The 25,558-nt window shown below is 48.0% G+C and carries 15 protein-coding genes, 2 tRNA genes, 3 rRNA genes and 1 pseudogene; 16 read left to right on the top strand and 5 right to left on the bottom strand.

Features of this window, described 5'->3' with window-relative positions:
- Window position 1 precedes the first annotated feature (1 nt).
- The 3 genes from BST96_RS01100 to BST96_RS01090 all read right to left on the bottom strand — a co-directional run bounded on the left by BST96_RS01100 (window position 2) and on the right by BST96_RS01090 (window position 3,406).
- Complete coding sequence (locus BST96_RS01100; RefSeq protein ID WP_085756915.1) at window positions 2–1,597, bottom strand: sensor histidine kinase; 1,596 nt, start codon at window positions 1,595–1,597, stop codon at window positions 2–4.
- A gap of 81 nt (window positions 1,598–1,678) precedes the next feature.
- Complete coding sequence (gene nadE / locus BST96_RS01095; protein WP_085756914.1) at window positions 1,679–2,506, bottom strand: ammonia-dependent NAD(+) synthetase; 828 nt, start codon at window positions 2,504–2,506, stop codon at window positions 1,679–1,681.
- A 30-nt stretch (window positions 2,507–2,536) separates the two neighbouring features.
- Window positions 2,537–3,406 carry an outer membrane protein assembly factor BamD gene (locus tag BST96_RS01090; RefSeq protein ID WP_338043294.1) on the bottom strand — a complete coding sequence of 290 codons (870 nt, stop codon included), beginning with the start codon at window positions 3,404–3,406 and terminating at the stop codon, window positions 2,537–2,539.
- Window positions 3,407–3,573: 167 nt separating this feature from the next.
- On the opposite strand from BST96_RS01090, the gene rluD reads away from it, so the two are divergent.
- The 3 genes and pseudogenes from rluD (at window position 3,574) to clpB (ending at window position 7,947) form a co-directional block, all read left to right on the top strand.
- On the top strand, window positions 3,574–4,527 hold the full coding sequence (gene rluD, locus BST96_RS01085) for a 23S rRNA pseudouridine(1911/1915/1917) synthase RluD (RefSeq protein WP_085756912.1): 954 nt from the start codon (window positions 3,574–3,576) through the stop codon (window positions 4,525–4,527).
- A complete protein-coding gene (gene pgeF, locus BST96_RS01080) occupies window positions 4,527–5,279 on the top strand; it encodes a peptidoglycan editing factor PgeF (RefSeq protein ID WP_240554874.1) in 753 nt (250 codons plus the stop codon). The genes rluD and pgeF overlap by 1 nt, the downstream gene beginning before the upstream one ends.
- 86 nt (window positions 5,280–5,365) lie before the next feature.
- Window positions 5,366–7,947, top strand: a pseudogene (gene clpB / locus BST96_RS01075) (ATP-dependent chaperone ClpB).
- A gap of 52 nt (window positions 7,948–7,999) precedes the next feature.
- Here the strand turns inward: clpB and BST96_RS01070 are convergent.
- Window positions 8,000–8,431: a DUF4124 domain-containing protein gene (locus BST96_RS01070; RefSeq protein WP_085756911.1), complete on the bottom strand. Its 432-nt coding sequence runs from the start codon at window positions 8,429–8,431 to the stop codon at window positions 8,000–8,002.
- Between the two features lie 515 nt (window positions 8,432–8,946).
- On the opposite strand from BST96_RS01070, the gene BST96_RS01065 reads away from it, so the two are divergent.
- The 3 genes from BST96_RS01065 to BST96_RS01055 all read left to right on the top strand — a co-directional run bounded on the left by BST96_RS01065 (window position 8,947) and on the right by BST96_RS01055 (window position 12,441).
- Entirely contained in the window at window positions 8,947–10,695 is a 1,749-nt protein-coding gene (locus BST96_RS01065) for an acetolactate synthase 3 large subunit (protein WP_085756910.1), read from the top strand.
- A complete protein-coding gene (gene ilvN, locus BST96_RS01060) occupies window positions 10,695–11,186 on the top strand; it encodes an acetolactate synthase small subunit (protein ID WP_085756909.1) in 492 nt (163 codons plus the stop codon). Before BST96_RS01065 ends, ilvN begins: the two co-directional genes overlap by 1 nt.
- Before the next feature lie 238 nt (window positions 11,187–11,424).
- The gene (locus BST96_RS01055) at window positions 11,425–12,441 is read left to right on the top strand and encodes a fatty acid desaturase (protein WP_085756908.1); all 1,017 of its coding nucleotides are present in this window, start codon (window positions 11,425–11,427) and stop codon (window positions 12,439–12,441) included.
- A 139-nt stretch (window positions 12,442–12,580) separates the two neighbouring features.
- Here the strand turns inward: BST96_RS01055 and ilvC are convergent, their stop codons facing one another.
- Window positions 12,581–14,056 carry a ketol-acid reductoisomerase gene (gene ilvC, locus BST96_RS01050; protein ID WP_085756907.1) on the bottom strand — a complete coding sequence of 492 codons (1,476 nt, stop codon included), beginning with the start codon at window positions 14,054–14,056 and terminating at the stop codon, window positions 12,581–12,583.
- A 148-nt stretch (window positions 14,057–14,204) separates the two neighbouring features.
- Here ilvC and ilvY point away from each other — a divergent pair, with 148 nt between their 5' ends.
- The 10 genes from ilvY to BST96_RS01000 all read left to right on the top strand — a co-directional run bounded on the left by ilvY (window position 14,205) and on the right by BST96_RS01000 (window position 25,539).
- The gene (gene ilvY, locus BST96_RS01045; RefSeq protein WP_085756906.1) at window positions 14,205–15,116 is read left to right on the top strand and encodes an HTH-type transcriptional activator IlvY; all 912 of its coding nucleotides are present in this window, start codon (window positions 14,205–14,207) and stop codon (window positions 15,114–15,116) included.
- 44 nt (window positions 15,117–15,160) lie between these two features.
- Window positions 15,161–16,027, top strand: coding sequence for a CDP-diacylglycerol--serine O-phosphatidyltransferase (gene pssA / locus BST96_RS01040; protein WP_085756905.1), 867 nt, complete (start codon window positions 15,161–15,163; stop codon window positions 16,025–16,027).
- Between the two features lie 97 nt (window positions 16,028–16,124).
- Window positions 16,125–17,102, top strand: a complete 978-nt coding sequence (gene msrP, locus BST96_RS01035) for a protein-methionine-sulfoxide reductase catalytic subunit MsrP (protein WP_085756904.1) — start codon at window positions 16,125–16,127, stop codon at window positions 17,100–17,102.
- A gap of 14 nt (window positions 17,103–17,116) precedes the next feature.
- Window positions 17,117–17,707: a protein-methionine-sulfoxide reductase heme-binding subunit MsrQ gene (locus BST96_RS01030; RefSeq protein ID WP_085756903.1), complete on the top strand. Its 591-nt coding sequence runs from the start codon at window positions 17,117–17,119 to the stop codon at window positions 17,705–17,707.
- 714 nt (window positions 17,708–18,421) lie between these two features.
- Window positions 18,422–19,957, top strand: a 16S ribosomal RNA gene (locus BST96_RS01025).
- Window positions 19,958–20,073: 116 nt separating this feature from the next.
- A tRNA-Ile gene (locus tag BST96_RS01020) sits at window positions 20,074–20,150 on the top strand.
- 36 nt (window positions 20,151–20,186) lie between these two features.
- Window positions 20,187–20,262, top strand: a tRNA-Ala gene (locus tag BST96_RS01015).
- Between the two features lie 419 nt (window positions 20,263–20,681).
- Window positions 20,682–23,567 (top strand): 23S ribosomal RNA (locus BST96_RS01010).
- 185 nt (window positions 23,568–23,752) lie between these two features.
- Window positions 23,753–23,868 (top strand): 5S ribosomal RNA (rrf, locus tag BST96_RS01005).
- The 16S, 23S and 5S rRNA genes sit together here with 2 tRNA genes alongside, the layout of an rRNA operon.
- Before the next feature lie 1,029 nt (window positions 23,869–24,897).
- Window positions 24,898–25,539 (top strand): hypothetical protein, encoded by a 642-nt coding sequence (locus tag BST96_RS01000; RefSeq protein WP_085756902.1) that lies wholly within the window; start codon window positions 24,898–24,900, stop codon window positions 25,537–25,539.
- The last annotated feature ends 19 nt before the right edge of the window (window positions 25,540–25,558 follow it).

The following is a 25,558-nucleotide window of genomic DNA, read 5'->3' as shown; positions in this document are numbered from 1 at the left end:
CTTAATCAGGAGACAGGCGCCGGTCAGGATGCGGAAAGCTAATCCGGAAACAGCTTTTGCCGCTGTCAGTACGAATATAGTCCAATCGGGCTTCATTAGCCTCACACAGTTCCCGTGAAATGTATAAACCCAGGCCGCTGCCTTTGGCTTCGGTAGTATAAAAGGGCTCAAATAATTGTTCGACAGCCTCATTCGCAATACCGGGGCCATCGTCAATAATATCTAAAACCGGCAGCTGTGTAAGCGGGTTGTTATGAACTAACAATTGCAAACTGGCGCGCCCGGTTTCCTGTTTGCTATAACGCAGCCCATTTTGCGCCAGATTGGTGATCACCTGACTGAGTTGGCTGCAGTCAATCGTGACATTACAGCTCTGTTCAATACTAAGCGCTATCTCACCATCTTCCCCGGCATGATCAAACTCTTCAATATATTGTTGCAGCCATTGTTCTAAATGGATGCTTTCAGGGTTGGGAGCATTACGGCTGGAGAGGTCCAGTACATTCTCAATAACATTATTCATGCGCTTGGAATGCTTTTGAATAATTTCACTGAGGCGCTGGTCGGGTTTAGCCAGCTCTTCAGATTCACTTAATAGCTGCGCAGCATGGCTGATGGCGCCCAGTGGATTACGAATTTCATGGGCAATACTGGCGGTTAGCCTACCTAATGACGCCAGTTTCATTTGCTGCGCCCTTTGGGCAAGTCGGCGATTGTTTTCAACAAATACCAACGCATTGTTACTGCCTTCTTGTGTCAGTGCCGAAAAACTTATCTGTAAATCAATGCCCGCATCGGAGGTTTTTAAGATCGGGCTGCGGTGCTGCGGATTCGTTTGCCACAACTTGAACTGGCTCATGACGGCTTCCGGCAGCTGGATAAACTCTGGATAACCTAATAACTCTCCGGCGGCGGCATTGGCCAATTCAACACTTCCCAGAGGGTTTACCACCAAAATCCCTGTACGCATACGCTGTACAATACTTTGGTTCAGAGATTGCAGCCGGTTCACATCATCGGTGCGTTGCTCGGCAATAAACTGTGCGCCAAGGATTCTGGTTGCTAAATTTTGAATCAGGTAGGACGTAATAAAAAACGTCATGCCCAGCAGGCCTGCAGGCAAAAAACTGGAGATGGTTAAATGACTTTCACTAATCAAACGGGTGGTGTCGGCGATAATTGCGATACTGGCTAGCGCCGCACAGAGGATAGCTAGCTGCCCTTGTAGCATCATACTGCTGGCGGCTATAACAACCACGAGTAAAATGCCCAGACCACTATTAACCCCGGCACTGGCATCGGCAATGGCAATAATAAAGCCGATATCGATAACAAAATTAGCGAACAGTTGCTGGTGGTTGAACGGAATCTTTTTTGGCAGAACGATAGTTAAGCCAATCAAATTAAGGAGCAAATAGAAACAGGTCGTATAAAAAAACTGGTCAGGTTTTAATTTACCCACCAACGGAGTGTCAGCAGTTAGAAGAAAAGTGCCCAGTAGCGCCATACAGAGTAAGGCACGATAAACCGTATAGACCTTAAGTAAGGTCAGGTTTTGTTGCTGGTTAAGCTGGTTATCCTGGGTTGTTGAACTCATGAGCCGCCGTTACTGATGGTTAGTGATTAAGTGTAGGCTATTCACAAGGGTTTTGATCACTGATTCTATGATCTGCTTCGCTTAATCATAGATAGTGGGAATAGGGAGGCGCTTATGCTGGGTTTTGGCATAAATGCTTTCAATATGGCTGGCGACGGTATCATCGACGGGCTTACCTTCCAGATAGTCATCCAGCTGCTCGTAAGTGACTCCCAGTGCTTGCTCGTCGGCCTTCTGTGGGGATAGGGATTCCAGATCGGCGGTAGGGGTTTTGTCCACCAGCAGTTGGGGTGCACCCAGCTGTTGTGCCACTTGCCTAACCTGACGCTTGCTCAAACCGAACAGTGGCGCTAAATCACAGGCACCATCACCCCACTTGGTAAAGAAGCCGGTAATATTCTCGGCGGAGTGATCGGTACCTAGTACCAAACCACCAACGAGCCCAGCAATATCATACTGGAGTACCATGCGGGTTCTGGCTTTAACATTGCCTTTGGAGAAGTCGCTGGTGGCCTCGGAGGGGCTGATATCCTGAGCGGCTAAGGCGTTGAGTACTTCGCTATGAATACCGTCGGCGCCGGGTTTTACATTGACCGCAATATGGCGGGAGGGCTGGATAAACTCAATAGCCAGTTGCGCATCGGCTTCGTCTTGCTGAATATCATAAGGCAGCCTGACCGCAATAAATTGGTAGCTATCTTCACCGGCTTGGTTGAGTTGATCGACAGCCAGTTGCGCCAAGCGGCCGGTGGTGGAGGAATCAATACCACCGCTAATACCCAGTACCAGATTTTTAGCACCGCTGTTCAGCAGTGTCTTTTTAATAAAATCTACTCGGCGTGTGATTTCAAACTCGGCATCGATCTCAGGCAAGACCTGCATTTCTTTAAGTATGGTGGTTCTGTCCATGGCTACATCTCGGTGCAATATAAAGTCGTATTAGCGAATCAGGTACTCTGCCCGGTTATCAAATTTGGGTGGGGCGCTTTGGTCAAATAAACCAAAGGAAACCTTATTGATCAATGAGCGCTCGTTAGCAGCGACGGTAAATTTATCAATAAACTGACCGTTGTCATCAATAGACGGGTGGTCAGGGAAGTTCTCTTTCAGTACTACCAGTGAGTCATTGGCCAAGTCGTTTAAATCCATTAATTGATAGGCTTGAATCATGACCGCCAGAGCATCGGCTGTCGCCGGGGTCTGCGGAAAGTTTTCGATAACATAACGGCCACGGTTAGCAGCGGCCAGATAAGAGCCTCGCTTAAAGTAATAGTTGGCCACATTGATTTCATAGCGAGCCAAACGGGCACGCAAATACACCATTCTGGCTTTGGCGTCTGGTGCATAGCTGCTATCGGGGTAGCGATAGAGCAGCTGCCTGAAGTCTTCAAATGACTGTAGGGCGGCACCGGGGTCACGCATAGTCATATCAGTAGGCAAAAAGCGGTCTAAAAAGCCTTCCCCCTCAACATAGTTGGCCAGCCCTTTTATATAGTAGGCGTAGTCGACATTGGGGTGTTGGGGGTGTAAGCGGATAAAACGGTCAGCGGCGGCAATGGCAGCTTCCGGCTCAAAATTGCGGTAGTGGGCGTAGATAATTTCCAATTGTGCCTGTTCGGCATAGGGGCCAAAGGGGTAGCGAGCTTCTAATAATTGGAGGTTTTTTACCGCCAGTTGGAAGCTTTCATCCTTAAGATTCTCCTGAGCTTGCTCATAAAGCTCTTTTTCAGTCAGGTTTTGCGGTACCTCTTCGTCTGAGGAACAGGCTGCCAGACCCAAAATAAGCGTAATTAGCAGTAATCTCAGCATAAAATATGATTTAACAAGCATGTTCATCCAACGGTTTCCGAGCATTCATATACAATAGGGCAAAATTAGACCGGGTTATGGGTGATAAGTGCCCATAAAACGCCAGCTGCGGCCGCTATTTAAACACAGCCGTCGGTAGGCATAAAGTCATCCTGACAGGAATTTCAATGGCCGAGACAATAGAATTAGAATCCGCAGTCACCGAAGAGCTTAGCGGTAGCCGCTTTGATCAAATCGCTGCCCAACTTTTCCCCGATTACTCCCGGGCGCGCTTGCAGCTATGGATTAAAAGTGGTGAATTAACCGTCAATGGAGAAACGAAAAAGACCCGTGAAAAACTCCTCTCCGGTGACCTGCTGGTGCTAAAGGCCGAGGTAGAGAATGAAGAGCGCTGGGAAGCAGAAGATATCGATCTGGATATCGTTTATGAAGATGAGGCCTTACTGGTGATTAATAAACCCGCCGGTCTGGTGGTTCACCCCGCGGCAGGCCATGCTAGCGGTACTTTATTGAATGCCTTGCTGGCCCATGATCCCAATATTGCCAGCGTCCCGCGGGCGGGTATCGTGCACCGCTTAGACAAAGATACTAGTGGCTTGATGGTCGTTGCTAAAACCCTCGCCGCGCAAAACCATTTAGTGAACCAATTACAGGCCCGCACAGTAAGCCGTGAATATGAGGCGGTGGTCTTTGGCAGTATGACCGGCGGAGGCAAGGTTGAAGCGGATATTGGCCGCCACCCCAAACAGCGGGTAAAAATGGCGGTCGTGACTCTGGGTGGCAAAGAGGCCATTACCCATTATCGATTGCTAAAGCGTTTTGCCAACCATTGTCATATCCGCTGTATGTTAGAAACTGGCCGCACCCATCAAATCCGGGTGCATATGGCACATATTAAACATCCGCTGGTTGGCGACCCTCTTTATGCCGGTCGGCCACGACTGCCCAAGGGTGCCAGTGAAGACTTAATTAATGGCCTGCGTGGTTTTAGTCGCCAAGCCCTGCATGCCAGGCGTTTATCTCTGGTTCACCCGCTAACGGATGAAGAGATTAGTTGGGAAGTCCCGTTGGTTGAGGATATGGTCGAGCTGTTGGCTTTGCTGGAACGGGAAGACGTCTAGTGACGGTTATTACACCGGATTGGCCTGCACCTGACAATATTGTTGCTCTGACCAGCACGCGCATTGGCGGAGTCAGTGGACCGCCTTATGACAGCTTTAATGTCGCTGCCCATGTTGATGATGACCCGGCAAAGGTTGAGGCAAACCGCCAACGCTTGTTCAAGTATTGTCAGGGCATAGAGCAGATCCAATGGCTTAATCAAACCCATAGCGCTACCGTAGTTAATGCAGGTGATGCGGTTTGCCCGGATGCCGATGCCAGCTTTACCCCATTGCCAGCGATAGCTTGCGCGGTGATGACGGCTGATTGTTTACCGCTAATTGCCTGTGATCAACAGGGGCGCCAAATTGCCGCTATCCATGCCGGTTGGCGCGGCTTGGCCGGTGGTGTTATTGATGCCACTATGGCCAAATTTACCGTGCCAAGCAGTGAAATAATGGTTTGGTTAGGGCCTGCGATTAGCCAGGCAAATTTTGAAGTGGGTGAAGACGTTCGCCAGCAATTTTTGCAGGCTTTTAATAACAGCGATCAGGCTGCTGTGTTGCAAGCCTTTCGGGAAAATAGCCATCGACCGGGTTTTTATTTTGCCGACCTCTATCAACTGGCGCGTATTCGTTTAAATAATCTGGGTATTAGCGCTATCTACGGCGGCGACTTTTGCACCTATAAAGATAGCGACAGGTTTTATTCCTACCGCCGTGACGGACAGACAGGGCGGATGGTGACCTTGATCTATAAACGCCCCGATTGATCCTAAGCCTTGATTTACAAAAAAACGGCCTTATTTAGTAAGTATTGTTATTTTTCTTTCTGGAAATCAGTAAAAGGTATCAAACAATGCGTATGGACCGCCTTACCAATCAACTGCAATTAGCGCTATCCGATGCACAGTCTTTAGCCTTGGGTAAAGACCATAATGCTATTGATGTGCTGCACTTATTGTCGGCCTTGTTGGAACAAAAAAATGGCTCTGTCAGACCGTTATTGTCACAGGCCGGTGCCAATGTGCCCAGTCTGCGTGAAGCGATTAATCAAGGTTTAACAGATTTACCGACCGTCACCAGCAGTGCTGGTGATATTCATATGTCTAACGATTTAGGTAGGGTGCTAAATCTGGCGGACAAACTGTCGCAGAAAAATAATGATGCCTACCTTTCATCGGAGGTGGTTGTGCAGGCTATGTTGGATGCCAATACCTCGGTTAGCCAACTTATTTTAAATGCCGGTGTTAATAAACAATCGCTGATGAAGGCGATTGACAGTATCCGTGGCGGCGAAGCGATTAACGATCCTTCTGCCGAGGAAAACCGTCAGGCCCTTGATAAATATACCGTCGATTTAACCGCCCAGGCCGAAGAAGGCAAACTGGACCCGGTGATTGGTCGCGATGATGAAATTCGTCGCACCGTACAGGTATTGCAGCGTCGCACCAAAAATAATCCGGTACTGATCGGTGAGCCTGGCGTGGGTAAAACGGCGATTGTAGAAGGTTTGGCGCAGCGTATTATCAACGGTGAAGTGCCTGAGGGATTAAAAGATAAACGCTTATTATCGTTAGATTTGGGCTCACTGTTAGCGGGCGCTAAATTTCGTGGTGAATTTGAAGAGCGCTTAAAATCTGTGTTGAATGAATTGTCCAAGCAGGAAGGCCGTATTATTTTATTTATTGATGAGCTGCACACCATGGTGGGTGCGGGTAAATCAGATGGTGCGCTAGATGCGGGCAATATGCTTAAACCAGCCTTGGCTCGTGGTGAATTACACTGTGTGGGTGCCACTACCTTGGATGAATATCGACAGTATCTTGAAAAAGATGCCGCCCTTGAGCGTCGCTTCCAAAAAGTTATGGTGGAAGAGCCGAATGAAGAAGACACCATTGCTATTTTGCGTGGTTTAAAAGAGCGCTATGAAGTTCACCATGGTGTGGATATTACTGACTCGGCAATTATCGCTGCAGCCAAACTCTCCCAGCGTTATATTACCGATCGTCAGCTCCCGGATAAGGCCATCGATTTAATTGATGAAGCGGGCAGTCGTATCCGTATGGAAATTGATTCTAAACCGGAAGATATGGACCGTTTGGAGCGCCGCTTGATCCAACTCAAAATTCAGCGTGAGGCGGTAAAGAAAGATACCGATAGTGCGGCTAAAAAACAGTTAGACATTTTAGCCAGTGATATTGATAAGGCTGAGCGTGAATTTGCTGATCTGGAAGAAATCTGGAAAGCAGAAAAAGCCGCCCTGCATGGCTCACAAAAAATCAAAAGCGACTTGGAGCAAGCTCGTCTGGACTTGGAGTCAGCTCGTCGTTCCGGTGACCTAACCCGTATGTCGGAATTACAGTACGGTGTTATCCCCGAATTGGAAAAAACCCTGGATATGGCTAGCCAGGCAGAAATGATGGAGATGACCTTATTACGTAATAAAGTCACCGATGAGGAAGTGGCGGAAGTGGTTTCCCGCTGGACCGGTATCCCCGTGGCCAAAATGTTAGAGGGTGAACGGGATAAACTACTGCAGATGGAAGCGTCTTTACAACAGCAAGTTATTGGTCAGGACGAGGCCGTGACGGCGGTTTCTAATGCTGTCAGGCGCTCCCGTGCCGGTTTGTCTGATCCCAACCGTCCTAATGGCTCGTTTTTATTCTTAGGGCCAACGGGGGTCGGTAAGACCGAGTTGTGTAAATCCCTGGCCACCTTTTTGTTTGATAGCGAAGAGGCCATGGTGCGTATTGATATGTCAGAGTTTATGGAGAAGCATTCCGTCGCTCGTTTAATCGGTGCTCCCCCGGCTATGTTGGCTATGAAGAGGGGGGGTATCTCACCGAGGCCGTGCGTCGTCGCCCTTATTCTTTGCTATTGCTGGATGAGGTGGAAAAAGCGCATCCTGATGTGTTTAATATCTTGCTGCAGGTGTTAGAAGATGGCCGCTTAACCGATGGCCAGGGGCGTACCGTTGATTTTCGTAATACGGTGATCGTAATGACCTCTAACCTGGGTTCTGATTTAATTCAGGAACTGGCAAAAGAGAATAATTACGAAGCGATGAAGCACTCCGTGATGGATGTAGTGGGTGGGCACTTCCGCCCTGAGTTTATCAACCGGATTGATGAGACGGTGGTTTTCCACCCCTTGGCTAAAGAACAGATTCGCGGTATTGCCAGTATCCAGATCGATTTATTACGTCAGCGTTTATTGGAGCGAGAGCTGCATATTGAAATCAGCAACGAGGTGATGGATAAGTTGGCCAGCGTGGGTTTTGATCCGGTTTACGGCGCGCGTCCGTTAAAACGGGCTATCCAACAGTATTTGGAAAACCCGCTAGCGCAGGATATTTTGCAGGGTAAGTTTATGCCCGGTGAAGTCATACGCACTGAGTTGGACCCTGACACCGATCAACTGGTCTTTAATCGCGGATAGCGCCCATTAAAAAAGGCAGCCTGAGCTGCCTTTTTTAATTATGGAATGTTGTTTAGCAATGCACCTTGATAAATTTATTGGCATTGGCTCGTTGGCCTTCCTTTTCATCTTCAGTCAAAATCCGTTTGCTGCCATCGGGCTCGGTAATACGGATACGTGCACTTTCCAGTGCTTTTAGGTTTCTTTTTGCCTGTTCGCACAACTTGGGGTCTTTTTCAGGCATGACTTCCATTGTTTGGGAGCTGCTCTCGCTGCCTTCATCAGCGTCATCATCCGACTGTGCTGTTTTTGCCGCAGAGGGGGTAGAGCGCTTGCCGGTGGAGGTCTTGATAAATACCGCTTCGACACCCTCAGGAGGCCGGTCTGAATACTGTACAACCCCTTGATCGTCGGTCCAGCGATAAATACCGTTTTGCTCGGCTTGAAGCATGGTGGCGCTTATCAACCCCAGGCTGATAATGATGAACTGTAATGCTTTGATCATGGTGGTGTTATTTCCCTGTTGATCTGTCTGATAGCACCAATTATGGCAAAGAAAGCTGGTTTAGGTAGGAAATAGTGCTGATTTTGCGGACAAATTAAAGATTATTACCGACAAATCCCAGTCTTTGCCCGCAAATAGTTGACATTGCTCAATCTTCATTCAAAATTACCCCCTTGAACGTTGATGGCCGATATCTGTTACTTACCGGTAGCCGATATTAGCGTCGAGTCTCTACTTACCGGTATTGACTATGGGACGCTCCCTTCACTCTGCAGACACACGACCTGTTTGTGGTAATGCCTAACGATAACGATCGCCTGATCGTCGTCTCGTCTATTGGCATTATCGCTATCTATGGTTTTAGTGATGTCCCAGCTTGGGAGACACTAACTTTGGTTGTGAGGTTTGTATCCTCCTTAAAGCTTTCGGCTTTGGACTTTACTTTATCTCATGGTTTTTTCTTACACTGATTAGAGTGACTGCTTTGCGGACTCTAAAATTTGAGGTATAGCTCAGTGGAAATGTTATCTGGCGGCGACATGGTGGTTCGTGCCCTGGAGGACGAAGGTGTTGAATTTATCTTCGGTTACCCCGGTGGTTCGGTTTTACATATATACGATGCTCTTTTTAAATCGAGCAAAGTCCCTCATATTCTGGTGCGGCATGAACAGGCGGCGACCCATGCTGCCGACGGTTATGCCCGTGCTACCGGTAAACCCGGTGTGGTGCTGGTGACCTCAGGTCCCGGTGCTACCAATGCAATTACCGGCATTGCTACAGCCTATATGGATTCTATCCCTATGGTGGTTATATCCGGTCAGGTACAGAGCCACCTGATTGGTGGTGATGCCTTCCAGGAAACCGATATGGTGGGTATATCCCGGCCTATCGTAAAACACAGTTACCTGATTAAAGACCCCAGGGAAATCCCTGAAACCATTAAGAAGGCATTCTACTTAGCGGCGACTGGCCGCCCCGGTCCCGTGGTTATTGATATCCCCAAAGATATTACTAACCCTAATGACAAGTACGAATACGTCTATCCGGAAAAAATGAAGCTGCGTTCTTATACGCCAGCTACCCGTGGGCATTCGGGTCAGATCAAAAAAGCGATGCAGCTTTTGCTAAGCGCCCAGCGTCCGGTTATTTATACCGGTGGTGGAGTGGTACAAGGTAATGGTAGCGAACTATTAACCGAATTAGCCCAAGAGCTTAACTATCCGGTCACCAATACCCTTATGGGCTTGGGTGCTTACCCGGCAACAGATAAACAGTTTCTTGGTATGCTGGGTATGCATGGTTTTGTTGAAGCCAATAATGCCATGCACCACAGTGATGTGATTCTGGCGGTAGGTGCACGTTTTGATGACCGTGTAACTAACACCATTAGTAAGTTCTGCCCAACGGCAAAAATTATTCATGTGGATATCGATCCTGCCTCTATCTCTAAAACGGTGACGGCTGATATTCCGATTGTTGGCCCGGTGGATGTAGTCTTAAAAGATATGCTTGCCCAGGTGCGTGAATTGCGCTCCGCTGATACGTCTTTGCCGGATAGCGAAGCTCTGGATAGCTGGTGGAAGCAGATCAATGAGTGGCGAGACGCCCACGGTTTATGGACAGCTCCGCGTTACGAAACTGATAGCGGCATGATCAAGCCTCAGCAGGTTATCGAGTCTTTATACCGTGCAACTGATGGCGAAGCCTATGTCACCTCCGATGTAGGTCAGCATCAAATGTTTGCTGCGCAGTTTTATAAGTTTGATAAGCCTCGTCGTTGGATCAACTCCGGTGGCCTCGGCACCATGGGCTTTGGCCTACCGGCTGCTATGGGCGTTAAGATGGCTTTCCCTGATTCGGATGTTGCCTGTGTGACTGGCGAAGGCTCTATCCAAATGAATATTCAGGAGCTATCAACCTGTACACAATACGGTGCCCCAGTAAAAATTATTAACCTGAACAACGGTTATTTAGGCATGGTTAAGCAGTGGCAGGATATGCAGTATGCCGGGCGTTATTCCTCCAGTGTGTATGAAGAGTCATTGCCTGACTTTGTAAAACTTATGGAGGCCTATGGCCATGTTGGGATCCGCGTTGAAAAGCTCGAAGACCTGGATGATGCTATGGACGAAGCTTTTAAGTTAAAAGATCGATTGGTGTTCCTGGATGTCTATGTCGATCGTCATGAACATGTATATCCGATGCAAATAGCCCCTAATGGTTCTATGCGCGATATGTTTTTAAGCAAAACGGAGAGAACATAATGCGGCATATTATTTCAGTATTAATGGAAAACGAACCGGGTGCATTAAGCCGTGTGGTTGGCTTATTCTCCCAACGTGGTTACAACATTGAGAGTTTAAATGTGGCACCCACGGAAGATGCTACCTTGTCTCGGTTAACACTCACCACCCTGGGTGATGATCAGCAAATTGAGCAAATCACCAAGCACTTAAATCGCTTGATTGATGTGGTTAAGTTGGTTGACCTGACCGAAGGGGCTCATATCGAGCGGGAATTGATGATGGTGAAGGTGAGGGCTACAGGTGCTCAGCGGGCTGAAATCAAGCGCTGCACTGATATATTCCGTGGCCAGATTATTGATGTAGGTCCAACGATCTATACCATCCAAATCGTCGGGCCCTCCGATAAGCTGGATGCTTTTATCGAGTCGTTGGATGATACCGGGATTCTGGAAGTGGTTCGCAGCGGTGTGTCGGGTATTGCTCGGGGTGAAAAAGTCCTTAGTTTATAATGGCTTACACTGCTTGAACAAAAAATACCCGTCTCGGTCGATGCGGGTATTTTTTTGTCAGCCAGCCAGCCACCGGTGATGGCGGGATCTTTAGTTATCTTTACTCAATAGAAAGCCGATTTCTGTATTTCTAGGTAAATATAACGATGTTCACGGCCTAAGTTTTTGTTAGAATGCTCCGCGATAAAATAGCCTGACAGTTAGACTTAGCCTTTTATAACCACGGAGCCAGTCATATATGAAGCTTTCTGACCCCTCAGTAGCCCTTTCGGTTGAGCAGCGTATTGCTCATATCGTCACGACGATTAAAGCCGAGGAACAGCGCCTGCGAGCGAAGTACAGTATCCTGCAATATCAGGACTGGATTGGCTTTGCCATTATGTTGCTATCACTGGGTGGTATGATTGGCGGTGGCTATCTCTACTATACCGATGTGATTCCCGCCTGGTTCTGTATTGTCTCAGCGGCGGTATTTGCCTCTTTGTCCCATGAATTGGAACACGACCTGATTCATCGCCAGTACTTCCGTAAAAACAAATTTATGCATAACCTGATGATGCTAGTGGTTTGGGTAATGCGCCCTAATACTGTGAGCCCTTGGTATCGCCGTGGTATGCACTTCCTGCATCATAAAGTTTCTGGTACTGAAAAAGATTTAGAAGAGCGTCTGGTGGGTAACGGTATTGCCTATGGTTTCCTAATGCGCTATCTGGTGATGTTCGACGGCTTGCTGGGCATGCTGGCTCGACGCACCGCGTTGAAAAAAGACATCACCAATTTCTCTGCGCTGGAAGTGATTAATGCAGCCTTCCCGCTAGCTATTCTCTACTTTGGTGGCTGGTATGTATTTCTTCTATTTCACGGCTATGATGCTATCTGGGGGGCGGCTACGGTCTACCCTGAATGGTTTATGCAGAGCATGAATATTGTCGACTTTCTGGTAGTGGTGCTAATTGCCCCTAACTTTATTCGCTCAGCCTCATTAAACTTTGTGACGTCTGCGATGCACTATTATGGTGGTGTTAATAATCTGATTCAGCAAACACAAATCCTTAAGCCCTGGTTCTTTGCGCCACTGCATTTGTTTTGCTTTAACTTCGGTAGCACCCACGCGATACATCACTTTGTCGTGGGGCAGCCATTTTATATACGCCAGATGGTGGCCAAGGCGGCTCATAAAGTGATGGTGGAAAATGGCGTGAAGTTTAATGATCTGGGCACCTTCTTCAACGCAAACCGTTGGGAACACGCTTAACGTCTAAGCAGAAATAACTCCTCGTAGGGTGGATTACAATCCACCAAAACCAGCATTGGATAAAGGTGGATTACAATCCACCCTACGAGCAAAAAAAAGGCCGGTCATTGACCGGCCTTTTTTGTTTTTAAGCAATGACTTAAACGATTTTCTGCATCGCTGTCATGTAGCCACGTAGCTTGGTACCTACCACTTCAACCGGGTGGTTACGAAGCTCAGCATTAATAGCAACCAGTTCCTGGTTATCGACACCATTATCTTTAAGGTCTAGACCTTTACCAATAACATCGGTGCTGATCTTCTTCATAAAGTCTTCTAACAAAGGCTTACAGGCGTGGTCAAACAAGTAACAACCGTACTCAGCGGTATCAGAGATAACCACGTTCATTTCATACAGCTTCTTACGAGCAATGGTGTTAGCGATTAGCGGAGTTTCATGCAGAGACTCGTAGTAAGCAGACTCTTCTTTAATGCCCGCATCCACCATAGTTTCAAACGCTAGCTCAACACCGGCTTTAACCATAGCGACCATCAAAATACCGTTATCATAAAATTCCTGTTCAGAAATTTCCTGATCAGTATTGGTAGACTTTTCAAACGCTGTTTCAGCAGTAGCTGCACGCCAGCCCAACAGGTTCTTATCGTCAGCAGCCCAATCGTCCATCATAGTGCGAGAGAAGTGACCAGACATAATATCGTCCTGATGCTTCTGGTATAAAGGACGCATAATATCTTTAAGCTCTTCAGCCAGGTCATAGGCTTTAACTTTGGCAGGGTTTGATAAGCGGTCCATCATGTTAGTGATGCCGCCCATTTTCAAACCTTCAGTGACCGTTTCCCAACCGTACTGAATCAGCTTTGATGCGTAACCTGCGTCAATACCTTGCTCAACCATTTTGTCGAAGCAAAGAATAGAGCCAGTCTGCAACATACCACAAAGAATGGTTTGCTCACCCATTAAGTCAGACTTAACTTCAGCGATAGGAGAAGATTCAAGTACACCAGCGCGATCGCCACCAGTACCTGAAGCCAACGCTTTAGCGATATCAAGGCCATCGCCATTAGGATCGTTTTCACGGTGGACAGCGATCAAAGTAGGAACACCAAAACCACGTACATACTCAGCACGTACTTCAGAACCAGGACATTTAGGGCAGCACATAACTACGGTTAAGTCTTCACGAACCTGCATACCTTCTTCAACCAGGTTAAAACCGTGTGCGTAATCCAGAGTAGCGCCTTGCTTCATTAGCGGCATGATTGTAGTGACAACATCGGTGTGTTGCTTATCTGGAGTCAGGTTCATTACGATATCAGCCTGTGGAATCAGCTCTTCATAAGTTCCTACAGCAAAACCGTTATCCGTCGCGTTTTTCCAGGACTGACGCTTTTCTTCAATGGCTACAGCACGCAGCGTGTAAGAAACATCAAGACCGGAGTCACGCAGGTTCAAACCCTGGTTTAAGCCCTGAGCACCACAGCCGACGATAACGATCTTTTTGCCTTTGATATAGTCACAGCCGTTGGCGAATTCTTCGCGGTCCATAAAGCGACATTTGGCGAGTTCTTCCAGCTGCAGCCGCAGTGGAAGGGTGTTGAAGTAATTTTGACCCATGGGGTAGCTCCTCTATAAATTCAGGTAACAGGCCCTGCGGTCTGTCAGCCATACATAATTCAGTGCGCGCACTATATAGAAAAAAGGATGTTGCGTAAAATGATGTATTTGCTATACAGTGATGCAAAATCCGCAACATGGAATCCCTATGGATACCAAAGATTTAGAGCTATTTCTGACTCTGTCTGAGAATCTGCACTTCAGCCAAACCGGTGATGCCCTGCATATGAGTGCTTCTGCGGTTAGCCGCAGCCTTAAGAAAATTGAGGAAGAGGTGGGGCAGCGCCTATTGGAGCGTGATAACCGTACGGTAAGGCTGACTGAAACCGGCCGCCAGTTCCAATCCTATGCCCGCCAAACTCTGGGGCAATGGCGTTCTTTTATGGAAGTCATTCGTCGGGATGCCGAGGGCTTAAGTGGTGAGGTCAGTGTTTATTGCTCCGTGACCGCCGCTTACAGCGTTTTGTCTGATCTGTTGGAGCCCTTTAGAACCCGTTACCCGGATATAGATATTAAGCTCCGCACCGGTGATCAGGCTGATGCGATCGAACACCTAATGAGTGGTGAAGATGATGTTGCTATCGCAGCCCGGCCCGATAAGCTGCCCTCAAAAATTCAATTCCAGACCCTGACCCATTCGCCGCTGCTCTTTATTTACCCGGTTATCCATTGCGCGGTAGAAAGTACTATCAAAGGTCATCTGGACGTTTCAAGCCCGATCAACTGGCAGGATATTCCTTTTATCGTCTCAGAGCGGGGCCTGGCCAGAACCCGTCTTGACCAGTGGTTCCGCTCCCAAAGCATCAAGCCTGATATCTATGCTCAGGTTAGTGGTCATGAGGCTATTGTTAGTATGGTAGGGCTTGGCTTGGGAGTAGGGGTCGTGCCAGAGCTGGTGCTGATCAACAGTCCCTTAAAAGATAAAGTGCAGGTGATTGATGTACAGCCTCCTTTGGCACCTTTTGCGGTTGGCTTGGGTGCTTCAGCCCAGCGTTTGGAAAATCCACTGGTTAAAGCCTTCTGGGACTGTGCAAAAGCATCGTACCGCAGCGAGTTTTAATTTATCATGGGCAACATTGTAGCTGCACTGAAAGAATACCCACTATGAATGATAAGCCGAAAGAACCTTCCACCCCATTGCGGGATGTTTCTGCTGATAAGCCTGAGAGTGCGGCTGAGCAACCGGAGACGCCACCGGAATCATTAATACTGATTGATGAGCACGAAGAGGAAGTGTCGGTTGACGGTAAAACCATTCGTCGTCGAGGTATCTATTTACTGCCTAACCTGTTCACTACGGCGGCTTTATTCTCCGGTTATTATGCAGTGATTGCCGGTATTAACGGTAAGTTTGAAGCTGCGGCTATTGCGATTTTTGTCGCCATGATTTTGGATGGTCTGGATGGCCGTGTCGCTCGCTTAACCAATACCCAAAGTAAGTTTGGTGCCGAGTACGATAGCCTGGCGGATATGGTGTCCTTCGGTGCTGCCCCTGCACTGGTTATGTTTAGTTGGGCTTTATCAGATTTGGGCAAGTTTGGCTGGACCTGCTCTTTTATCTATGTGGCCTGTGCGGCACTCCGTTTGGCGCGCTTTAATACCCAAATTGATACCGCGGATAAAAACTACTTTTCCGGATTGGCCAGCCCCGCTGCCGCGGCTGTTGTAGCCGGTACAATTTGGGTTTGTCACGATATTGGTTATGTCGGCAATGGTGTGCCCTTTGAGTTAGCGGTGATTGCTGGCTTAATGACCGCTATAGCCGGCTTCTTGATGATTCTTAATGTGCCCTACCATAGCTTTAAGGGTTTAGACCTCCGTGGTCGTGTTCCCTTTGTTGTGATGATTCTAGTAGTACTGGGCTTTGGTCTGGTGATGCTGGACCCTGCTAAAATCCTACTGGCTGGTTTTGTGCTCTATGCCTTATCGGGGCCTGCTACCAAAATATGGACGATGCTGCGGGAAAAGTGACAAATAGCGGTCAATTTTGATCGTTGAGGAATCTTTTCCCGTATAAATACTCATAGCCTCAAGTGAATGACTGGATCTTCCCAATAGGAGTTGTGTAGTGCTTATTAAAAAAACATCAGATATAGCGTCCTCCGAAATAACCCCCGAATCCGTTTATCTAAACCGTCGCCAGTTTATGGGTAGCTCCCTGATTGCTGGTGGCGCTATGGCTCTGGGTACTGCGGGTATGGCTCATGCTGAGCAAGAGCTCAAAGCTTTGCAGTACGCCAAAGCGAAACAAGGCCCGGAAGGTTTTTATACCGATGAGACTTTAACCCCCTATGATGATGTGGCCAGCTATAACAACTTCTACGAGTTTGGTACCGGTAAGGGTGACCCTGCAAAGAATGCCCATGCCCTGACCACTGACCCCTGGTCGATTACGATAGAAGGCGAGGTGGAAAAGCCAGGTACTTATCCGCTGGAAGATATTTTAAGTAAGGTTGACCTGGAAGAGCGTATTTACCGTTTACGCTGCGTTGAAGCCTGGTCAATGGTAGTGCCCTGGATTGGTTTTTCACTGGCTGATCTTATCAAGCAAATGCAGCCCACCTCAAAAGCCAAATATATTGCCTTTGAAACCTTATACCGCCCTAAAGAAATGAAAGGTCAGCGTTCCAGAACCAGCACCATTGATTACCCTTATGTAGAAGGTCTAAGAATGGATGAGGCGATGCATCCGCTGACACTTATGTCGGTAGGTTTATACGGCAAAGTGCTACCCAACCAAAACGGTGCGCCGATCCGCTTGGTTGTACCTTGGAAGTATGGTTTTAAAAGTATCAAATCCATCGTCAAAATAAAATTTCTGGAAAAAGAGCCACCAACCACCTGGAATCTATTGCAGGCCAGTGAGTATGGTTTCTACGCCAATGTAAACCCGGATGTTGATCATCCCCGCTGGAGTCAAAAATCAGAACGCCGTTTACCCTCCGGTTTATTTTCACCTAACCGAATTCTAACGGAACCCTTCAATGGTTATGGCGAACAGGTAGCATCTCTCTATACTGGGATGGACCTCCGTAAATACTATTAACCGCAAAAAACACCATGGCCCTAAAAAAAACCATCGTTTTTATATTTTGCCTAATCCCGGCTGTGGCTTTGATCTACTTTGCTGTCTCTGGCCAGTTAGGCCCCGATGCCGGTAAAGAGCTGGTATTGGAGACCGGGGAGTGGGGGCTACGCTTTTTACTACTCACCCTGGCAATAACACCGATACGTACCCTGACTAAGAGCCCGGCTATTCTGCGTTATCGCAGGATGATAGGCCTCTACACCTGGTTCTATGCCTCATTACATCTATTTGCCGTGCTGACCTATTTACTCGGCTGGAGCTGGCCTATTTTTGTGGAAGAATTCGCCGAGCGCCCCTATATGGCGCTAGGCATTATCGCTTGGGTGTTAATGGTGCCGCTGGGTATCACCTCTAATAACTGGGCCCAGCGAAAACTGAAGCGCAGCTGGAAAACATTACACCAGCTCACCTACTTGATTGGCGTTCTAGCCTGCGCCCACTTTATCTGGCTGGTACGCTCCGACTTTGGTGAGGCCTTACTATATAGTGCAATCCTGGCCGCTCTATTGGCTTTTAGGGTTGTAATAAAGTTTCAGCGCACCGCTGCCTTAAAGCCGTCCTGAGTAGGGTGGACTAAAATCCACCTCTTGCCATAAAAGCTCAGAGCTGTTGGTGGAATATATTCCACCCTACGGGTTGTAATAAAGTTTCAGCGCCCAACCCCAAAACCCGCCTAAACCAGTAGGGTGGATTACAATCCACCAAGCCACTGCCCAAATTAAGTACAAACCCCTACCCAAAAGCCCCATTTCCGCCTGATATTTAATCGAAAAATGGTCATTTTCAATCTTTTGAAAATAATTTACAGATAGCCGTTGACACCCTTAGATTCGCCCGTATAATGCGCGCTCTCTTGTCGAGGCACAGCAACAAAATGTCCAAGACAAAGAACCGCAACAAAAAGTGCTAAATCGTTAAATTTCTTAGATTTTTTTCATTTCAGCAGTTGCCAATTACGAGGCGCTATGTATAATGCGCGTCCCCTACATGAGTAGGGAGTCTGGCAAGGCCTTAGGTCGTGTCCGACATCTTCGAATCTCCTGGCGAGATCGAAAGCTCTTTAACAGATTGGATCAAGTAATTCGTGTGGGCGCTTGTGAGCTGATAATGACAATAAATTATTATCAGGAATACAAGTGACTTACACGCAGCAAATATATTTATTTGAAGCGATTATGAAACTTAATTCCTGAGCCTAGGATTTTGGATTGTGAAGTGAGGTAATCACGTAACAGTCCCATCATGTACTTATTAATAAGTTACTGATGTAAAAGATTAAACTGAAGAGTTTGATCATGGCTCAGATTGAACGCTGGCGGTAGGCTTAACACATGCAAGTCGAACGTGAAAGCTCTTCGGAGTGAGTAGAGTGGCGGACGGGTGAGTAACGCGTAGGAATCTACCTAGTAGTGGGGGACAACATGTGGAAACGCATGCTAATACCGCATACGCCCTATGGGGGAAAGTGTGGGACCTTCGGGCCACACGCTATTAGATGAGCCTGCGTAAGATTAGCTAGTTGGTGAGGTAAAGGCTCACCAAGGCGACGATCTTTAGCTGGTCTGAGAGGATGATCAGCCACACTGGGACTGAGACACGGCCCAGACTCCTACGGGAGGCAGCAGTGGGGAATATTGCGCAATGGGGGAAACCCTGACGCAGCCATACCGCGTGTGTGAAGAAGGCCTTAGGGTTGTAAAGCACTTTCAGCGAGGAGGAAAGGTTGTACGTTAATAGCGTGCAGCTGTGACGTTACTCGCAGAAGAAGCACCGGCTAATTCAGTGCCAGCAGCCGCGGTAATACTGAAGGTGCAAGCGTTAATCGGAATTACTGGGCGTAAAGCGCGCGTAGGCGGCTTGTTAAGTCGGATGTGAAAGCCCTGGGCTCAACCTGGGAACTGCATACGATACTGGCAAGCTAGAGTATGGGAGAGGGCTGTGGAATTTCTAGTGTAGCGGTGAAATGCGTAGATATTAGAAGGAACATCAGTGGCGAAGGCGGCAGCCTGGCCCAATACTGACGCTGAGGTGCGAAAGCGTGGGGAGCAAACAGGATTAGATACCCTGGTAGTCCACGCCGTAAACGATGTCTACTAGCCGTTGGGGAACTTGATTCCTTAGTGGCGCAGCTAACGCACTAAGTAGACCGCCTGGGGAGTACGGCCGCAAGGTTAAAACTCAAATGAATTGACGGGGGCCCGCACAAGCGGTGGAGCATGTGGTTTAATTCGATGCAACGCGAAGAACCTTACCAGGTCTTGACATCCCGAGAAGTTACTAGAGATAGTTTCGTGCCTTCGGGAACTCGGTGACAGGTGCTGCATGGCTGTCGTCAGCTCGTGTCGTGAGATGTTGGGTTAAGTCCCGTAACGAGCGCAACCCTTGTCCTTAGTTGCTAACAGGTTAAGCTGAGAACTCTAAGGAGACTGCCGGTGACAAACCGGAGGAAGGTGGGGACGACGTCAAGTCATCATGGCCCTTACGACCTGGGCTACACACGTGCTACAATGGCCAGTACAAAGGGCTGCAAAACCGCGAGGTGGAGCTAATCCCATAAAACTGGTCGTAGTCCGGATTGGAGTCTGCAACTCGACTCCATGAAGTCGGAATCGCTAGTAATCGTGAATCAGAATGTCACGGTGAATACGTTCCCGGGCCTTGTACACACCGCCCGTCACACCATGGGAGTGGGTTGCTCCAGAAGTGGCTAGTCTAACTGCTTGCAGAGGACGGTCACCACGGAGTGATTCATGACTGGGGTGAAGTCGTAACAAGGTAGCCCTAGGGGAACCTGGGGCTGGATCACCTCCTTAACTTATTTGTCTTATAGGTTTGCAAGCGTTCACACGAATTACTTGATCTGAACTGGTAGTAATAGCGATACCCGGAAAGGGTCCACAGACCTAATATAAAGGGTTTAAAACTTTATAGGCCTGTAGCTCAGCTGGTTAGAGCGCACCCCTGATAAGGGTGAGGTCGGCAGTTCAAGTCTGCCCAGGCCTACCAATCTTCTGATTCTAGAAAGATAAAAGTCTTATCGATGGGGCTATAGCTCAGCTGGGAGAGCGCCTGGTTTGCATCCAGGAGGTCTGCGGTTCGATCCCGCATAGCTCCACCATTTTTTTAAGATGAAAATCCAAATGTAACAACCTTCCTGCTATTACTAAGTAAAGAGACCAGAAAAAAGATGTCTGTGTTTAGATGTTTTCTTTCTGGTTTTTTAACGACCAGATGTTCTTTAACAAGGTAGATAAGCTGATTAAAACTGTTAACTATATTATTCCTTATATAGTTGACGCGTTGATTGTTCATCCTAGCCGATGAATGATTGACAGATTTAATAAGATTACGGTTGTGATGACTGTATGACGATTAAATCACTGTAATTTCTCAAGTGTAAAAACTGTATGATCCGGCGATCATAAAACAAGCTATTTGAATTTAAGTCCTCAAATAGTCTTGCTAAGTTTCTTGGTAAGCTATGTGATGAAGTGTTGACGCTCTTGCTGTTTAAGAGAAGAGACTACTTGATTATATGGTCAAGCGACTAAGCGCATACGGTGGATGCCTTGGCAGTTAGAGGCGATGAAGGACGTTGGAGCCTGCGAAAAGCATTGGTGAGGTGGCAACCAACCGTTATTAACCAATGATGTCCGAATGGGGAAACCCACCTTTCATAAGAAAGGTATCCCGCACTGAATACATAGGTGTGTGGAAGCGAACCCGGAGAACTGAAACATCTAAGTACCCGGAGGAAAAGAAATCAACCGAGATTCCCCTAGTAGCGGCGAGCGAACGGGGACTAGCCGAGCGATGTAAATTAGTGGAACAGTCTGGAAAGTCTGGCGATACAGGGTGATAGCCCCGTACACGAAAATGATCATCGACGTATTAAGTAGGACGGCACACGTGTTATGTTGTCTGAAGATGGGGGGACCATCCTCCAAGGCTAAATACTCCTAACTGACCGATAGTGAACCAGTACCGTGAGGGAAAGGCGAAAAGAACCCCGGAGAGGGGAGTGAAATAGAACCTAAAACCGTATGCGTACAAGCAGTGGGAGCAGACTAGTTCTGTGACTGCGTACCTTTTGTATAATGGGTCAGCGACTTAAGGTCTGTAGCAAGGTTAACCGTTTAGGGGAGCCGTAGGGAAACCGAGTCTTAATAGGGCGAATTAGTTGCAGGCTTTAGACCCGAAACCCGGCGATCTAGCCATGGGCAGGTTGAAGGTGCCGTAACAGGCACTGGAGGACCGAACCGACCTATGTTGAAAAATGGGCGGATGACCTGTGGCTCGGAGTGAAAGGCTAATCAAGCCGGGAGATAGCTGGTTCTCCTCGAAATCTATTTAGGTAGAGCGTCATGTCTTACCCGCGGGGGTAGAGCACTGTTTCGGCTAGGGGGTCATCCCGACTTACCAACCCGATGCAAACTCCGAATACCGCGGAGTACAATCATGGCAGACACACTACGGGTGCTAACGTCCGTTGTGGAAAGGGAAACAACCCAGACCGCCAGCTAAGGTCCCAAATAGCAATTAAGTGGGAAACGATGTGGGAAGGCCCAGACAGCTAGGAGGTTGGCTTAGAAGCAGCCATCCTTTAAAGAAAGCGTAATAGCTCACTAGTCGAGTCGGCCTGCGCGGAAGATGTAACGGGGCTAAATTGCTAACCGAAGCTGCGGATGCATATTTATATGCATGGTAGAGGAGCGTTCTGTACGCTGTTGAAGGTGAACCGAGAGGTTTGCTGGAGGTATCAGAAGTGCGAATGCTGACATGAGTAACGATAAAGGGGGTGAAAAACCCCCTCGCCGGAAGACCAAGGTTTCCTGTCCCATGCTAATCAGGGCAGGGTTAGTCGGCCCCTAAGGCGAGGCAGAAATGCGTAGTCGATGGGAAACAGATTAATATTTCTGTACTTCTGCATATTGCGATGGAGGGACGGAGTAGGCTAGGCCAGCGCGGCGATGGTTGTCCGCGTTTAAGGTTGTAGGCTGGTGACTTAGGTAAATCCGGGTCGCTAAGGCTGAGAGCTGATGACGAGAGTTCGTAAAGAACTTGAAGTGGTCGATGCCATGCTTCCAAGAAAAGCTTCTAAGCTTCAGATATGTAGGAACCGTACCCCAAACCGACACAGGTGGTCAGGTAGAGAATACCCAGGCGCTTGAGAGAACACTGGTGAAGGAACTAGGCAAAATGGTACCGTAACTTCGGGAGAAGGTACGCCGGTTTTGGTGATGGGACTTGCTCCCTAAGCTGAGGCCGGTCGAAGTGACCAGGTGGCTGCAACTGTTTATTAAAAACATAGCACTCTGCAAACACGTAAGTGGACGTATAGGGTGTGACGCCTGCCCGGTGCCGGAAGGTTAATTGATGGGGTTAGCTTCGGCGAAGCTCTTGATCGAAGCCCCGGTAAACGGCGGCCGTAACTATAACGGTCCTAAGGTAGCGAAATTCCTTGTCGGGTAAGTTCCGACCTGCACGAATGGCGTAATGATGGCCACGCTGTCTCCACCAGTGACTCAGTGAAATTGAAATTGCGGTTAAGATGCCGTATACCCGCGGCTAGACGGAAAGACCCCGTGAACCTTTACTATAGCTTCACAGTGGACTTTGATATGGTCTGTGTAGGATAGCTGGGAGGCTTTGAAGCAGTGGCGCTAGCCATTGTGGAGCCAACCTTGAAATACCAGCCTGATCATCTTGAGGTTCTAACTCAGCTCCATTATCTGGAGCGAGGACATTGTGTGGTGGGTAGTTTGACTGGGGCGGTCTCCTCCCAAAGAGTAACGGAGGAGTACGAAGGTGCGCTAATCACGGTCGGAAATCGTGAGGTTAGTATAATGGTACAAGCGCGCTTGACTGCGAGACTGACAAGTCGAGCAGGTACGAAAGTAGGTCATAGTGATCCGGTGGTTCTGTATGGAAGGGCCATCGCTCAACGGATAAAAGGTACTCCGGGGATAACAGGCTGATACCGCCCAAGAGTTCACATCGACGGCGGTGTTTGGCACCTCGATGTCGGCTCATCACATCCTGGGGCTGAAGCCGGTCCCAAGGGTATGGCTGTTCGCCATTTAAAGTGGTACGCGAGCTGGGTTTAGAACGTCGTGAGACAGTTCGGTCCCTATCTGCCGTGGGCGTTGGAGAATTGAGGAAAGCTGCTTCTAGTACGAGAGGACCGAAGTGGACGAACCTCTGGTGTTCCGGTTGTATCGCCAGATGCATTGCCGGGTAGCTACGTTCGGACAGGATAACCGCTGAAAGCATCTAAGCGGGAAGCCCCTTCCAAGATAAGTTCTCCCTAACTCCTTGAGAGTTCTAAAGGGCCGTCGAAGACTACGACGTTGATAGGCTGGGTGTGTAAGCGTTGTGAGGCGTTGAGCTAACCAGTACTAATTGCCCGTGAGGCTTGACCATATAATGAAGTGGTTTTACCCCTTTGTTGTATGGGCAACCTAGAAACATGATGATTGCACCAACGGATCATACTGAAAGAAACGAAAGAAATTACAGAATCGATTAGCTTATTTACCACCCTATTTGGAAACCGACTATAGCAGCTCATTAAGAGCGTAAGACAAAGGTCGATCCAAGCCAGTTTGCCTGGCGACCATAGAGACATGGAACCACCTGACCCCATCCCGAACTCAGTAGTGAAACGTGTCCTCGCCGATGGTAGTGTGGACTTTGTCCATGTGAGAGTAGGTCATCGCCAGGCTTCAATCTATAAAAAAACCCCGTAGCATGTTCATGCTACGGGGTTTTTTTATATATTGGATGCGAGGAGTTAATCTTCCGTAAAGCAAGCCGCAGGCTTGCCATGTGACAACCCCTTTGTGGGGTTGGTGCGTCGAAGACGTCGCGCAGCGATTGAAAGCACCGCTTTCAGCACACTGTAGGTTCTCCCGGAGCACAATGCAGCCTTCAAAACCTGTTCAGCGTAGGGTGGATTGCAATCCACCATCACGCCCAGGTGCACAAACAAGGTGGATTATAATCCACCCAACAAAGCTCGTTATCAGTGTTTAAAGGGAAGGGATTGAAAGCACCCAACACATTGGAGGTTCTCCCAGACACCAACCACATGCCTTCAAAGCCTGTTCACCGTAGGGTGGATTGCAATCCACCATCACGCCCAGGTGCAAACAAGGTGGATTATAATCCACCCTACACAGCTCGTTATCAGTGTTTAAAGGGAAGGGATTGAAAGCACCCAACACATTGGAGGTTCTCCCAGACACCAACCACATGCCTTCAAAACCTGTTCACCGTAGGGTGGATTGCAATCCACCATCACGCCCAGGTGCAAACAAGGTGGATTATAATCCACCCTACACAGCTCGTTATCAGTGTTTAAAGGGAAGGGATTGAAAGCACCGTTTGCAGCACACGGTAGGCCATCCTCACGCTTACCCATGAGATCAAATTAACCTTGAAATGGCCACAGTGACTCGCGGCGATGACGTCTCTTGGGGGACGCAAGCCCATGGGGTTAACCGCTTGCTAACAGTGCAACGCCCGCTCAATTCTGTCGACTAATTTTACACTTTCAATATTTGTTATATATAAACTATAGTTTAACTACATGATATTAAATGCTTTTGTTATAAAGGTATAAAAATTGCGTATTATTTACATACAATAATAATTCTAACTTGCCTGCTTCAGATTTTTTCGCAAGCAATAATAAGAACAATAAATAGAGCTCAAAAAGAGCCATAACAATAATAACCTCGAGAACAGTGAAATGCGTTTATTACGGAAAATAGGCCTTCTGGCGCTTGTCGTCAGCAGCTATTCTAATTCGGTACAAGCCGAAACCTTCAATTTCAGTTGCATCACTAATAATATTGATAACGATTGTCAGATTGGTGAAGACCAAATCATTGTTGATATCCTCGATGGTGGCGTTGGCTATGTAGACTTCAAATTTACTAATCTGGGCCCAGCCCAATCGACAATATCCGAAATCTATTTCGATGACGGCACATTGCTAGGCCTTACAGATATAGCCACCTCAAGCGGAGGCGTAAAGTTTAGCCCAGGTGCCAAACCACCCGATCTTCCTGGTGGTAATACCATCGGCTTTGAAGTAACTGCTGGCTTTCTAGCGGATGCTGATAACCCAGCCCCTAAAAAAGGTGTTAACGTCAATGAGTGGGTAACTATTACCTTTGAATTGATTAACGGTAAAACTTATGACGATACCATTGCCGCCATGGGTACGGAATTATTGATAGGTGTTCATGTAACGAATTTCGGCAGTGGTGGTTCGGAAAGTTTAGTGGCTCCTGCTGCTGGCATCTCTGAAGTCCCCGTTCCTGGTGCTGCCTGGTTATTTGGTTCAGCTCTATTAGGTTTGGCCGGAGCTACCCGCAAACGCGCTTAAGTTATGTCTAATAAAAAAA

It is taken from the genome of Oceanicoccus sagamiensis (assembly GCF_002117105.1).
Taxonomy (GTDB): domain Bacteria; phylum Pseudomonadota; class Gammaproteobacteria; order Pseudomonadales; family Dasaniaceae; genus Oceanicoccus; species Oceanicoccus sagamiensis.
Note: the sequence above shows the minus strand (reverse complement) of the source record. Positions and strands in the feature narration are given on the sequence as shown.